At 56.4% G+C, this 14,855-nt stretch carries 6 protein-coding genes and 1 pseudogene; 5 read left to right on the plus strand and 2 right to left on the minus strand.

Annotated elements, in window-relative coordinates:
- Positions 1 to 79: 79 nt before the first annotated feature.
- Positions 80 to 2,974 (plus strand): NPCBM/NEW2 domain-containing protein, encoded by a 2,895-nt coding sequence (locus tag AC6I99_RS06025; RefSeq protein ID WP_497945922.1) that lies wholly within the window; start codon positions 80 to 82, stop codon positions 2,972 to 2,974.
- A gap of 66 nt (positions 2,975 to 3,040) precedes the next feature.
- Here AC6I99_RS06025 and AC6I99_RS06030 read toward each other — a convergent pair.
- Together AC6I99_RS06030 and AC6I99_RS06035 are read right to left on the minus strand one after the other, a co-directional pair.
- Positions 3,041 to 3,448: pseudogene (locus AC6I99_RS06030) on the minus strand (substrate-binding domain-containing protein); the annotation flags it as partial.
- Between the two features lie 61 nt (positions 3,449 to 3,509).
- Positions 3,510 to 3,755 carry a hypothetical protein gene (locus tag AC6I99_RS06035; protein WP_497945919.1) on the minus strand — a complete coding sequence of 82 codons (246 nt, stop codon included), beginning with the start codon at positions 3,753 to 3,755 and terminating at the stop codon, positions 3,510 to 3,512.
- Between the two features lie 564 nt (positions 3,756 to 4,319).
- Here AC6I99_RS06035 and AC6I99_RS06040 point away from each other — a divergent pair.
- From AC6I99_RS06040 to AC6I99_RS06055, 4 genes are all read left to right on the plus strand, one after another.
- Positions 4,320 to 6,083 carry a hypothetical protein gene (locus AC6I99_RS06040; protein WP_497945918.1) on the plus strand — a complete coding sequence of 588 codons (1,764 nt, stop codon included), beginning with the start codon at positions 4,320 to 4,322 and terminating at the stop codon, positions 6,081 to 6,083.
- Between the two features lie 8 nt (positions 6,084 to 6,091).
- Positions 6,092 to 7,546, plus strand: coding sequence for a hypothetical protein (locus AC6I99_RS06045; protein WP_497945916.1), 1,455 nt, complete (start codon positions 6,092 to 6,094; stop codon positions 7,544 to 7,546).
- A gap of 9 nt (positions 7,547 to 7,555) precedes the next feature.
- Positions 7,556 to 13,156, plus strand: a complete 5,601-nt coding sequence (locus tag AC6I99_RS06050; RefSeq protein ID WP_497945915.1) for an ATP-binding protein — start codon at positions 7,556 to 7,558, stop codon at positions 13,154 to 13,156.
- Between the two features lie 84 nt (positions 13,157 to 13,240).
- Positions 13,241 to 14,737 carry a DNA cytosine methyltransferase gene (locus AC6I99_RS06055; protein ID WP_497945913.1) on the plus strand — a complete coding sequence of 499 codons (1,497 nt, stop codon included), beginning with the start codon at positions 13,241 to 13,243 and terminating at the stop codon, positions 14,735 to 14,737.
- The last annotated feature ends 118 nt before the right edge of the window (positions 14,738 to 14,855 follow it).

Here is a 14,855-nt window from a genome sequence, read left to right on the forward strand (position 1 = left end):
AGTCCTGTGCATTTCGTTGCCCTTCGCAGTGCAACCGCAAGAAACTCCTTGAGGAAACCCACTCAATGAGGAGCCTCACTTGCACCCACGAACCTTGGCCAGAAGTCTGGCCGCAACCACCGCATCCGCAGCGCTCATAGCTGCCACGCTGGTAGCCGCCGGAGTCGCAGCCAGCCCCGTAGCAACCGCAGCCGAGCTGACTCCGCCGCCTACCGGCGTCGTGTATGCCAGTGACGTTCCATGGTCCAGCATGACGAACGGTTGGGGGCCGGCCGAACTGGACATGAGCAACGGCGGCCAAGCGCTCGCGGACGCCAATCGCGCGCCGCTGACGATTGGCGGCACCGTGTACGCGAAGGGTCTGGGCACCCACGCGGCGTCGTCCATTACGTATAACCTCGGCGGGCAGTGCCGGCAGTTCCTCGCCCAGGTGGGTGTGGACGATACCCAGGGTGATCGCGGCCGGGTGGACTTCAAGGTCCTGGTGGATGGACTGGAGCGTTTCGCGGGGGAGCGGAAGGGAACGGACGGAGCTCTGCCAGTCAACGTGGATCTGAGGGGCGGCACCTCGCTGCAGCTGAAGGTGGAGGCCGGCCCGGAAGGGAACGGCAACGATCACGCCGACTGGGCTGAGGCCAAGATCAATTGCTCCGACGCGTTCCTCGCCGCGCCGCTGCGTATCGAGGGCTCAGCCGGGACGAACCTCAACTCGCTGGTCCCGGGGACCCCGGCTACCGTCGTCGTGCGTGACCTTCAGCCGTTGAGCCCCGTCAGTCTCAGCCTCCGGGGCGAAAACGTGGCCGACGCCGTTGCTGACGCCACCGGCGTTGCGATCATCACCTTCGTGGTACCTGCTGGAGCCGGAGGCGGGACGACTGAACTGGTCGCCACCGGCACTGGCCCCTTCGACGTGGCCACCACGGGCAGGATCGGCGCGTTGATCGTGCAGATCAGCGATGCGAAGTTCTATGTCGACTGCTCCGCGGCCACTCCCGGTGACGGCAGCCAGGCCAGCCCGTTTAACTCGATCGCCCAGGTCAACGGCCACGGCGCGTTCAACGCCGGCGAATCGGTACTCTTCCGGGCTGGCACTGACTGCACCGGAGCGCTCACGCCCGCGGGCACCGGCGTCGCGGACCACCCGATCACATTGTCCGCTTATGGCGATGGCGGCAAGCCCACCATCAACGGCAACGGCGCGATGGCAGCCATCCAGATCACCAACGCCAGCCATTGGACGGTCAGCGGACTGCATGTGGTGAACCCGTCGGACACTCCGGTGCGCAGGGTGGGCATCCTCTTTGAGAACAGCGGAACGGCACAGACTGCCGGGATCGTGGTCACGGGAAACCATGTGGAAGACGTGGCCGGCTGGCGCAACAAGGCCACGAACGGCGCCGGGTTCGCCCAGTCTGCCGGCATTATGGTGCGCACCTGGGGCAAGGGCTCGGTGGACGGCATCACCATCACTGACAACGAGGTGAACGATGCCGCCGGCGGTGGCGTGAAGATCTCCGCCCCGGACACCACCGAGCGCTACAACACCAAGGTCTACGTAGCGCGCAACAAGATCCACGACGTGGGCGGCGACGCGATCGTGATCCATAACTCCGACGCACCGCTCATCGAGTACAACAGCGGACTCAACCTCGGCCAAGGCGCCCACCCCTATGAAGGCGGCAACTTCGCCGGCATGTGGCCGTACAACTCCAAGAACCCTGTATTCCAATTCAACGTTGTGGGCAACAGCAGCACCTCTGTGTACGACTCCACGGCATGGGACTGCGACATGAAGATCGTGGGAACCTGCCTCTTCCAGTACAACTACTCGTACGGGAATGCGGGCGGCTTCTACCTGAACTGCGTCTCGAACTGCGGCGGTGGTGTCACTGCGGCAAACGTGGTGCTGCGGTACAACATCGCTCAGGACGACTGCCGGTTGGGCGGCAGCAGCAGCGGTACGGGCAAGCACTACATCTACAACAACACCTTCTACTGCCCGTCGCGCGTCTTCCTGGACGACATGACCGGCCCGCGCGAGGTCCGCAACAACCTCTTCGTGGCACCGGGCGGCGGTTTGAAAACCGCGTCGGCTGTTTATGCGAACAACGCGTACTTTGGCGGTATTTTGCCTCCTGCTGGTGAGACTGGTTCGGTGCTGGGGGATCCTCGGTTGGTTGCTGGCGGGAGTGGGCAGACTACGCTTTCCGTTCCGGGTTATCGGCTGCTTTCCGGGTCGCCTTTGTTGGGTGCTGGCGTTGCGATTAACGACGACGGCGGCAGGGACTTCTTCGGTAACGTCACCTCTGGTGCGGCTTCCGTTCCGAATATCGGCGCTTACCAAGGGCCGGGCGTTGCTCCCGCCGCGTTGCCCTTTGGTTCGTTGGTGAATCAGACGTCCGTGGCGAATGCGGCCAACCCACGGAACGGTGCTGTTACTGCTGACCGGCGGACGTTCTCGGAGGAGGCTCTGGCGGAGGCTGGGCTTGGCTCGGGCGAGCGGTATTCGGCGTTTGGGGTGTCATCCGTTTGGCATCCGACGGCTGTGGGGACGCCGGATACCTTGAAGGCTGCTGGGCAGGAAGTTGCTGTTTCTGGCAAGGGGCGGACCTTGTTGGTGACGGGGTTCTCCACGGGGAACGTGTCTTCGGGTGTCGCGACGGTTCATTTCACGAATGGGCAGAAGCGTGACGTGGTTCTGTCGTTGCCGAACTGGCTCTCGGGAGTCCCCTCGGATACGAGCGTGGTTGTTGCTACGTCGGCCTATCACCAGCGGCACACGCAGGCTTACATTGGCGGGCCTTCGACGGTTGTGCGGGTGGATGAGCCAGCTCGGGTGTTTGCCACGAAGATCGACATTCCGCCGGCGTTCGAAGTGTCTAGCGTGACGCTGCCGCAGGGGAGTGCCCTGGTGGATGAGGGGCTGAACATCATGGATATCGCGGTGGGGAATCTGCCGGTGGGGTTGGGGTGATTCTGGCTGGTTCGGTGAGGTAGGGCTTTTGTGGGATCCGCTGGGGAGGCGGGTCCTGCGCCTGACGCACAGCGTGTTCAGCCTGTGTCCGCTTCTTCGAGTGGCTGGCGACATTTGACTGAGCGGAGTGTGGATGTAGTGGAAGGTTGAGGTGTTGTTGAAGGCGAGTGGTCGGACGTCCTCAGGAATGTGCCTGCCGCGGCCTGGGAGCTCGTTGACTACGGCTGTGCCGATTCGTCGCTCACGGCGAAGATGGCGGTCTTTCGTATGCTGCTGACAGTGTGCGCCGCTTCCGTAGGAGAAGCTGCCCGTGGCGGTGACGGGAGGGCATTGGGCTTCGGTCATAGCGCGGAGGTAACCGCGTTCGCGTGGGTGGGCGTGTAGACAGAGCTGGGGTCGCCGACCTGGAGCCCGATGACCCGGTGGCCGAGGGCAGCTTTTCAGAGCGCCGAGGCAAAGCCGTATCTGGAACACAACCTTGCGTGAGCGCTACGGCAACTACATAGCTGAGCCTATCGGCGTTCGGCTTGCGTTATCAGGGCTGCTTCAGCTCAGGGAACGTGCGAAGAATCAATTTATAAAGCTCCGCCGCCGCATGTTGGTCGAACTGAATAGTCTGGCTGACCTTCCCGGCAATCTTTCTTTCCTGTGATCCATACGTGTTCAGTGTCAAAAGCTTTGCGCCGTCATCCGAATACGCTAGATGGAACGTGCATTCGGTTTCAGTCGGATGCTGACGAGAATTGCTTGCGCCCTCCTCGATTCTGCGTACAAGAGCCATTCCTTGATCGTACGCCTACCGCGAGCTGAAGACTTGCTTCCCGCCTAATTGATAGCAGGCACGCTAGGTACGTGCTTGCTGTGAGTTCTGCGCCATGACTCTTCGATGTGACAGGTTCAGACCGATGATCCGACTAATCTCGCTTCGTCGATGTAGGTTATTTAGGACACGGGAATCTGCCCGTGCGTTGGTCGCTCCTTGGGCCTGGACTGGTGAGGATCCAACCCGTCTTCTGTTGTCGAACCAGCAGGGCACGGAAATCTCTATTGAAGGGACTAAAGCATGGTCGTTGCGCACGATTCCCGTTATGCCCTATGGGAAGTCCTCGGTAGTCTTTGGGACCGTGCAACAGGCGGAGCCGACGTAGCGGCCAGACCCGACAAGAAGGTTGACGAAGTCTGGCCTTCCGCTACCAGACCGCCGGGCGTAAGCGCTGCTCTTTCCTGGTTGTCGTCGAAATCGCCGAGCGCCATCCCACGGATACTCCTTCTGGTCGGAGGACCAGGCGCCGGCAAGTCCCACGCAACGTCGACTGCCGTGGAGGGCATGACGAGGACCTCAACTGTGGAACGCGGTCTGGCCCAGCGCACGTATGAATATACCGATGGCAGCCGCAATCTCTTAGTAGTTAACGATGCCACCATCAGTGATACGAGACACGGCACTCCACTGGTAGCGGACATTGACGGTGCTTTGGCCGGTGACCTCCGTGAGGGGCTTCGCACTGACGTTATGGCCTGTATTAACCGAGGGATATTGATTGAGGAACTTAGCCAGCTGCCAAGCGACGAAGAAAGCGCCGGAGCGCTAGTCGTCTCCTGGCTAACCCACGATCGACTTCGACTTGGTGCTTTTACGCTCGATTCCAGTGTGCGGCTGCCATACGGGCGGTCGGCCGAACTCAAATACGGCGGCTCTCCTCTTGCGCATGTAGTCGTCGTTTTCGTTGATGAGTGCTCACTTTTCGAGGCGAGCCCCACGATGTCTATCGTTGACAACGAGCTGCGGGAAGTTTCGGGTTACAGGATTCGACGTCTCGCCGACCGAACTGGGCTCTTAGCCGAGGATGGGCAAGTACCTGCTGCGGATCTCCTGGATGCGGTGGTTGCATCCATTGACAGCCGTTTAGAAACTATGGATGAGGTTGTAGACATTCAGGCCGATCCACTGGCCGGTAACTTCGAGTCCCTAAAGTCCGCGGGCGTGCGCTCATCCCTGTTGACTCTTGCCCGCTCGGCCGAACTGGCAGGTTCGACCCGAATGACGTACCGGGAGCTTTGGGGATTTATCGCGCGCGTCCTCGTCGGGGCCGCGCCGGACTGGTTGTCGAGGCACCAATTGGCAGGCTTCATCCTGCAGAACCAACCGAAACGGATGAATCGCCTAGAAGACTTTGAAGCGCTCCGTCGCCTTTCCGCCTTGCGCTTCACGCAGGGAATATTCGGTGCGGGCGCTGAGTCGTTGGCGAGTGCCAGAGCTGGTAATGATCCGGTGCTCCGGCTAACTATAGCCATTGATCCAATTCTTGATGCCCTTCCTGGAACTAGTCCATACAATCCCCGGGCAGGGTGGGCCGATCCAATTCACGAGGCCTTTGCATCCCAGTCGATGACTATCACGCCGCTTACCGCCCTTATCGCTAGCACTGCGGGGGACGAAGTCCCGGAAGGAGCTGCCAAGTTTTCTGAAATCGTATCCGAGTTTGACTGGCAGGTTGATGCTGCTTTTGCCGCCCTCGTTTCCAATGAGACTCTTCCGGACAACGATCGCCTCCAGGCATCGTCATGGTATGGCGCTTATCTCACACGACTGTACGCAGTAGCCCTTGGGATTCCGGCATTCAGACGTGAAATTGATGCGCTCATCGAAGCCATTGTTGCAACTCCTAAGCTGCCGGATGTGCTACGAAAGCCGATGGAAACCCTCCTTAGACCAAAGCGACAGCTTCGGGATGGCGAAAGCGAGGCACTCCTTCCGCTATTTGACAGCCGGACAGAGCCTATTGTCGGCCACCTGATTGAGCCCAAGATGGCTCTAAGAGTGGAAGATGGGAAGCTGGGAACAAAGAGAGGGGGCAGCGACGAGGTCTTTCTCGAATTGCGGCGGGAGGGCGAGCTGCAAGGTCGCATCAACGTTGACTTCGCCCTTGTGCGGGAAGCACTCGCGTGCGTCGATGACCATTCAGGAGTCACTAATCTTGTAGACGTGACCGCACCAAGGCTCGAACGCGTGAGGTCATCGCGGCTTCGAAGCAAGCTCCTAGACGGTGCGGAGCTACGCATCGCATCCGGGGTCGAGAGCCACCTTGTCACGTTTAGCAGCTACTAGGGGTAGTGATGCAAAAGCCATCTGCAAGACACCTGTTGCTACCGTTCAATCGCCCAGAATACTTCTCTGTTCCCGAGGCGCTTGTGTCAGCTCTGGCGTGGAAGGCTTATGAGCCGGCGCCTGATGCCAAATTCGATAAACCCTTGTCGCGTCTCGGGTTTATGTATAAAGCTGAACCTCAAAGCCCGACGACTTTCGATTTCCGGGTTACTTGGCCCGGTGGGATAAGGGCGAAGGCGTTTGGCGACATCCTTAAGGACACCGGAAATTTCTCGACAGAAGCGACTAGTGCACTTCTGGGCGATGCCGTCGCGCAGAGTGTACTTGGAATTCGTAGTGAGAAATCAGGTAATCAGCCCGCTAGTCCAATGACACCTGGATTGGCGCTAATGCAGAATTCGCGTGGGGTCATGGTCAAACCGAGCCCCCCGGACTATGGAACAATCATCGAATCTATGTACTCGGTGGGGCTAACCGCGCTTTCGCACGACGGCACCACGGAGTCCGCAACGCAACGGTGGGTGGCCGCCGTGGATCAACGGCTGGAAGACGACAAAGTTCTTTACGCCATTGATAAGGCTTTGATGGACTTAGTTCACGGCGGCGCCTTTGTTCGCCGATCCAGTTTCCCGTTAAATGAGAAGGCGGCCGATTGGGCTGGACTCTTAAATGGGACCCCATTCGAATGGCTTGCCACATCCTGGAGGAGACTTACTTCGAAGGAATGGGTGGAAGCACTTCCCGCTCGAGTGTGGGTTGACTGGGCAACGACTGTACTCCGGCTTGGCGTTGGACTTGGATACCTTTGGGAAGCGGCTTGGTACGAGCGCATTGCAGAGGCAGTCTTAAATGAAGAACGGATGCCTGTTTCATTTGCCGAGCTCGTTCGCTCCGTTCCCGTTCCCCTTCCCTGGAAATCGAGTCAGGAGTCAATATCTGTTAGAGAAGTAGGCTCGATGATGAAGCTACGGCTCAACCGCGGTGAACAGATTCGTAAGTTTCTGGACAGTAAACTCAACTTTCCGGATGATGGTGCCCACAGTGGGTCAAGGGCTCAGAATCCGATTGACTTTCTCAGTGATCTTTCGAAAAACTCCCGTGCTGAACTGCGATCGGCCCTCAACTACTCTGGCGAGCCGGCTCGTTTGACCAATGAAACCGTCAAATATGGTCTTTCAATTCGCGAGTCGACTGGACCTTTTACCGACTATTACGGTTTACTCAGATCGCGGGGACGAAGGTGGGTTGTGATTGACCCGGGAACTGAATGGATTACGGTAGTTGCTAGTTTGGCCTGCGAGAAACCAGAAGAAAGCTGCAATGTCGGCAAAGTACTGGATGATTTGGCCGTATTAGGCATCCGGCCAGAACTCGGCGACGTTGTGCAACTCCTAGAAAAGGCCGGGCTGGCAAGAGGTAGCGCAGATGCAGACATAGCCGTCATCGTTGAAAGTGCTTATTAAGGAGACATCTTGGATTATCCCATTTCCGTAGCTCTTGGGAAAGCTTTCTCGAGCGCCAAAGATCTGGCATATGTACACGTTCCTGACGGCATCACGAAGGCAGAAGCTCTGGCGATGGTTGAGTCGGCGAACAAAGCTACTGGATTCGATCCTCCATACGCATTTCTTGTGTGTGAGGAACCTGAAGATAATGGTGACGATCTTAGGCGCGAAGTTTCGCCCAAGGAAGCGATTCGGTATCGGGAGGACCGGCATGTTGCCGTTGTTCACGGTCGGAAGCCGGATATTCCGTCATTTCACAATACCTTTCAAGAGATCGTCGGTCAGAGCTTTCCCGATGTCACCTCAGGAAGTCTCACACTGAGGCGACTATCGGAGCTCGTAGTGGATGACGTTCTCCACCAATTCAACTTGCTCGACCGGGACAGGCGAATAGCTGGCATTCTTGAATCTTGTCTAACTGAAGTCAAGGATCTGTACATTGAAGGTCACTCAGATGTAAGTACTTGGAATAGCGTGTGGTTTCGCCATTGTAATGTCAGCATTCAGAATCTTCAGGCACTCCTTAGCGAAGCGCAGCGCGACAGAAGTCCTTTGAGTCCGTACGAGTTCTTTGGGCAATTTGCTCATGCATCATTCGGATTGCCCAGGCCTGTCCGGTTGTGGTCAGAAAGACGCTCACGAATTCGGGATGCGAAATTGCTAAACGATGCCCAGGAAGAGTACTGGAGTCAAGCGGAAAGTATTGAGAACGCCCTCCGAATCCTTAGTTTAAATGGAAGGGAAGGCCATGAAGGGCTGCTTCAAATTCCGTGGGAAGAATTTGAGCAGAGTTCACTTGTCTCACCAAACTTATGGCTATCTCTGGCAGAATTCCTTGGGGCCGACCTAACCAGGATCAAGGCGTTCTCAGTGTTGCCAGAAAAGGACTTCGTCAATCCGGGGGGGCAAGCTGAGTCGAATGTGCCGCTGAGGTTGACCAGTGCGCAGGGTACTAGCTTAGCCCTTCAGCCTGAGATCGATGCTTCGCCCGTGCTTGTACCAATGACGCGAGACATAACTCTTCAAGATGGTTATTGGTCGGAGTCCGTTTGTCTCGTTGTTTCCCTCGTGCGGCCCGCCGACACTCTCGAGCTAGATGGGAGCGAAGTCCGAATATCGCTGTCTCCGGTCTCTCAGGCTGAGTGGAGTGAGAGTGAATTAATTTGGACTGAAAGTGAAATAGTCGTCAAAGGGCGGATCAAATGGAAGTCTGGTACCGGAAAGAATGCGTCCAAATTCCGCCAGCTCAACTTGACCGCCAGTTTTCCGTCCGGGACAGCCGCTGCTCCGCACTTGCCGCTCAAAGCGCAGACGCTGAGCGTACTATCGTTTGATGCTGCAGGTGAATTTCTTGCACTGGCTCCAAAGAAGGCGAAGGGAGCTGTCGGACGTCCGACTGTCCTTGGTCGTTGGGCCGGGGACGCTGATGTGGTTGATCTGGCGACGGACCTCAAACCAACGACGCAGGGCTTTGCGGCTCTCTTATGGAGTGCAAACGAAAGTAGCTGCTACTTGGACGGAAAAAAGATCGAACGCCACGGTCTTTGGAGTCAATTAGCTTTTACACACTTCGTGCCCACAGGAATGCACGAATTTAGTCTGGGAGCGTTGTCATTTCGAGTTAGCAGTATGGAAGTTGAATCTGGCCAACAGTCTGCAATCTTGGCGGCTGCACTGAAGCAGCAGGTATCTCCCAATCGGCCCAGTGCGCCGACTGTGGATTCCGTGAGGGGGCAGTATGAGGCTTTTGCGGCCGAGGCCCTCTCTTCTCCTGATCATCAAGAACAATTTATGCTTGCGCTGGGGCATGCGGCCTTTCCTGCAGAAATGCAGGCCACCATGGCTGGGATGTTACCTCAGGACGGCGGTGCAATCCTGATGAATGGGCGTGCTCGTCAGGCGCTCCGCGACCATGATTTCATCGATTTTGAATTTCCAGAATTTATACTTGGACCCGCTGCGGAGCGGTTTCGTAACGCAGCTAAGCAGCTTGGATTCGATAAGCGTCTTTTTGTCGAGGGTGGCGGGGACGGCGTAACCTTCGAATGGCCATCGCGGATTTCTTGGCGGTCGCTTTGGCAAGCAGCTGAACTTACCGAGTACCTTGAGTCATACGTTGAGTTGTTGGAAAGTGCCAAGTCTACAGAGAATGCGGCACTTATATTCTGGGCAACGTATCCATTCTCCATAAGCATTTGGGACGTTGATAACGGTTCGGGCTGTAGCGCTGTTCTCCTGAGTCCCCTTCATCCCATCCGACTTGCCTGGCTCGCGGGAGTTGAAGATGTTCTAGCATCGGCGACAGAACCACTTGCATTCCTTGGATCCATCGAAGGGTGGAACTTCCCTATATCAGGGCCGGGTTCCGGAACAGGCCACCGCTTGCTGGCCGTCCCTTGCGACACTGGCGAAGGCCAGCTATTCACGAGTTGGGGGATGCTCGTCAGGGCGTCCACGTCGGACCCGCTGCCATTAGTTTCACCTATATCCATAGGAAGTTTTGATGCGCCCGGAACGGCAGTTAGTGGTCTCAACGCGCAAGCCGTGAATGCCGCGTTGCGATCCTTCCGGAAGATGCATCCACACGTGACTACTTTGACAGTGGATCTCAGTGCTCAAAAGAAGCAGCCCAGACTGAGTGAAATAGACTCCGCAGTTTTGAAGATGGCCGTTAATTGGAAGGAATCCCAATTGGACGGTCTTCTAGGAGGCATCCGCGTGTTGGACTCAGTTAACCGACTCGGCGTTCCACCACGGGGAGAGCTCACGAAACTTGTGCGTGACAATCCCAGATTGCTTTTCACATGGTCCCGGTACAACCCCCGGAAAGTGTTTGATCGAGCCTGCAGTATTCGTTTCCTACAGGACTCGGGCAGCGTGCTTCGCGTCGGAAACAGTCGAATGTCTCATGGAGTCGTCGGTCTAGTGCCGCTCCGTCGTTTTGAGGCTAACGATGGCCGGCTGTCAGGCTCTCATGTCAACGATTCCCACCCGGGCATCGATCCAACGTGTGGTTGGCACCCATTCACGAATGCGCTTTCTGCGGTTGAAAATCTTCCGGTTGTTTCCTCGGGAATCTCACGTGGCAGCTTGAGTGATAAATCAGCCAATTGGACTGTGATGGGCGAAACGTATCTAAGCCCGTCCACTATTTCCACCCTTATGGGCAATGTACACGGTGGCGAACAGATGCTGTGGGAATGGCGGCCTCCCGTATTGGACGAGCGTGTCGGCCGTGCTCTATTGGAAAAGCGCCCGTTTGTCTCGGTCGCCCGTGTACCACGGGCCTTCGGAAATGAACTAGATAAACTCCTGCGACGTGCAAGTCCCGAAGAAGAGACGGACAGGCTCCGCCAGAGTGTCATGACTACTTTGGGATCCCGTGGGGTTGGGTTGTCCTCGCTTCTTGCCATGGGTGGAACACACGTCGCAGGCGCCGTTGGTTTTTATTTGGCTTTAAGCCTCTTCGATCAAACCAGAAGTGAAAATACCAACCGTCTGATAATCCCCATCGATGCCGCCGACTACTTTCTTCGTACGCTGGCCGATGGAGCCGCGCACGGTGACTTTCAGCATCGTGCGGATCTTTTGGTCATGGATCTTTCAGATTCCGGTCTGACCGTTACTCCGGTCGAGATTAAGGCGTACGGGCTCCAGAGCCAAAGACAACACAACAAATTGCCGGAACCCGATTCTTTGGAGCTGGCACCAGCCCTCAACCAGTTGAAGGATAGTCAGGAACTGCTCTCCAAAATCCAAGGCCTTTCCAGGAGCTTGCGCGGCGCCGATGCTCGGCTGTGGTGGAACAGCTTGACCACTCTTGTTGAAGTCGCGGCAAAATTGAGTCCGCAGACTCTGGGCGACTTGAACGACTTCGTGCGGCGGATGGCAGCGCTTGTGAATGGCCAGACCGACTTCAGTGTTGGTCGCCCAATTTTGATGTATTTCTTGCATAGTGCCCAGTTCGTAGATGGTAAAAAGTTCTATGCAGGCCCGGTGGGCGGGCACGGCTCCGAGTCGTTGGGACTTGTTTGTGATATGGAAAAGGCTTTTCAGGCCATTCGGGGGATTGGGGTCGAACCAATCGTGGACGCCTGGCAAAGTCTGGTCCGCACGGCATTAAACGACCCAATTCCTGAGACATCTGTGGCCGTTGCGTTTGAGACCCCGAGTACGAGCGGGGCGGACCATTCACCTACTGAGGCCAACATTCCTGCGCAGCTAGGGTACGCCGAAATTGACCGACGCGGTGGGCCCGACCCCGCCGATACCGACCAAGAGTCCGATGCTTCTGTGGCCCCGCTAGCAACGGTGCTGGACTCTGGGCCAGAGCTGCCCCGCCGACGCCCTCTGTTGCCAGACAATGCACACCACTCGCTCAGTTCTCAAGGACCGAGTTCACTTGTTCCGGAACGGGAAGGTCGTGGGCCCATCTGGGGTATTCGGGATGAGGGCGTAAGGATCAATGTTGGAACAGTGTTGGATTCAGTAGGAAACGCTCCGGTTGATTTTTGGCCCAGCAATACTGGCCTTAACCAACCAAACATAGGGATCGTTGGCGACCTAGGGACTGGAAAGACCGAACTCATTAAGGCGCTTATCGCTCAGATTCGAGACCAAGCGAGAGTTGTTCAGCCGGGCCTACCGACTTCAATGCTCATTTTTGATTACAAGGGCGACTTTCAACAAGAGGAGTTTCTGGAACGCGTTGGGGGCGTGGTTTTAAATCCCTATAGAATTCCGTTGAACGTCTTCCTTCCCGTTACTGCGGAATATTCTCGTAAGCCTTTTCAGCAAGGGGCAGCCCTTGTCGACACTTTCAAGAAAATCTATTCCGGGATCGGACCCAGACAGATGAGCCTCCTGAACCAGGCGGTTAGGGAAGCATTCCAAGACCGGAATGACCTTCCCCCCACGATCGCTGACGTTCGCAGCCGATATGAGGCACTGGTCGGTGATCCAGATTCGGTGACTTCTATCCTGGACACTTTCGTTTTCGGCGAAATCTTTAGCGCCGATAGGGATGAGCTTTTGTCATTCGACGAACTTCTCGAGGGCCGCGTGGTTGTGGTGGCTCTGAACAAACTTGGACAGGACTCGAATACTAAGAACTCTCTCGTGGCGTTGTTCTTGAACCTCTACCATGACTACATGCTTCGAGCAGGATTGTTGCCGTTCGAAGGGAAGGCGCCCGTGCTCCGGTATCTGAGATCGTTCTTATTGGTTGATGAGGCCGTGAACATCATGCGCTACGACTTCCAAGTCTTGGAAGACATCATGCTGAAGGGGCGAGGTGCCGGAATTGGGGTGATGTTGGCATCACAGTACCTTTCACACTTTAGGGCAGGGAAGACCGACTACGGGCAGCCACTGAGGACGTGGTTCATCCACAAGGTCCCAAGCGTGACTGCCAAAGAACTTGCCGCGCTAGGAATAACGGAGGTTTCAGAGGATGTTGCCCAGCGCATCCCTGCCCTTGGTAACCATCAGGTCCTGTACAAGTCGTTCGGTTGGGACAGAGGTCACTTTGTCCGGGTGACGCCGTACTACGAGTTGTATGGGGAGTAGGATAGTGTTTTTGTCCGACGCCTGGACACCGATCGCCCCCCGCGGCATACTTGAGATTGTGATTTTCGTAGATATGTTCGAACTGTGAAGTTTATTGATCTTTTTGCTGGGTGTGGTGGACTGTCCCTAGGGGTGGAGCGGGCAGGTGGCAAGCTTCATTTCGCCGTGGAAAAGTCCGAAATGGCGGCGAGGACGTTCTACCACAACAACATCGCGAGTGCTCGCTCTGATTCGGACTGGGAGCGATACCTTGCACGCGAGATTGCAGAACAAGCCGCGGCCGGAGTTATCGTGCGTCCCCTAGCCGACGTGCTTGAAGACGGTCGGGTCATGGCTGATGCCGCTGCGCACGAGCTTGACCTAGTGGTGGGAGGGCCACCATGTCAGGGATTCTCCATGGCAGGACGACGGAACAAGGACGACGTCCGAAACAAGCTGGCTTGGGAATTTCTCAGCTTCGTTGAACAAACGTCGCCGAAGATGGTAGTCATCGAGAATGTAGTTGGCATGAGCCGAAGCTTCGTTGAAGGCGAAGATTCGTCTTTCCAACAGTTACGGCTTGCGTTGGAGCTGAACGAACGCGGCAAGTATAGGTATGTGGTGCAACCTGTTCTGGTAAACGCCATGCATTTTGGCGCACCGCAGCACCGACCAAGATTGATGCTTATCGCTCTACGAAAAGATCTCGCTGTTCAACTAGGCGTTGCAGCTACCGAGAACATATGGAAATCCGGGTTCAAGGACCAGATAGAAACGGGCGACATTCCCGAGCTTGCTCCCAAGCCCTCCATCGCTAGCGACGATAAGCTGTTAATTCGCGACGCCATCGCGGATCTTGATACATGGCCAGCTCATCCCCCAACTCAAAACAAAGAATATATCAAGAAACTTCGCAATTTCGAGTCCTTCGTCGTCAGGAGGAGCGAAGTTCTCTGGCGCCAGAACCACAATATGCGACGTCACTCACCGCGTGTAATAAAGCGCTTCTCTTTCTATAAGCTGTTGCTGGAACGTGGCATCGATCAGGGACTACTGTCTGTTATGGGTCAACTCGACGAGGATTTGGCGCTGCGTCACGCACTCGTCGAGCTTAGGGACATTAAGTTTCCGGTTAACATCCAGGTGGATTTGGATGGAAGCGCCGAGAGTATTGATAACGTGGAAGACTTGGCAGCGCTCGCGTGGGTGCTCAGGACCAAGAAACACAGCCAAAAGGTACTAGCAGCAGATGCACCGTCGCGAACCGTCGTCACTCTTCCAGACGACTACGGTCACCCTATCCATCCCCGAACGTTTACAGTGCGAGAACTAGCCAGATTTCAGGGCTTTCCTGACAATTTTGAATTCATGGGCAAAGAAACCACTGGAGCGGAGCGTCGTCGGGTCGAAGTTCCCCAATACACTCAGGTTGGAAACGCGGTGTCTCCATGGCAGTCGTACGCTGTGGCCGCGCGTGTTAGGGAAATCTTGGACAGAATCGAGCGCGCGAAGGACAAGCAGGATGAACCGGCATATCTCAAGAGTTGCGAGATTTCAGAGGGCCTGAATCTGTCGAAGACAACGATTGCAGCCGCTGTCTAAACCTGTCAGAAACTGGCGTAGCGGGAAGGTCGTCAAGGTTACGGTAGCCGGACGAGCTGGCTTGGTGGACCAAGGCAGCGACTTTACGTTCAATGCTCCGTCCTCGGGCGTAGCATTG

The sequence above is a fragment of the Arthrobacter sp. TmtSoilC77 genome, assembly GCF_059739415.1.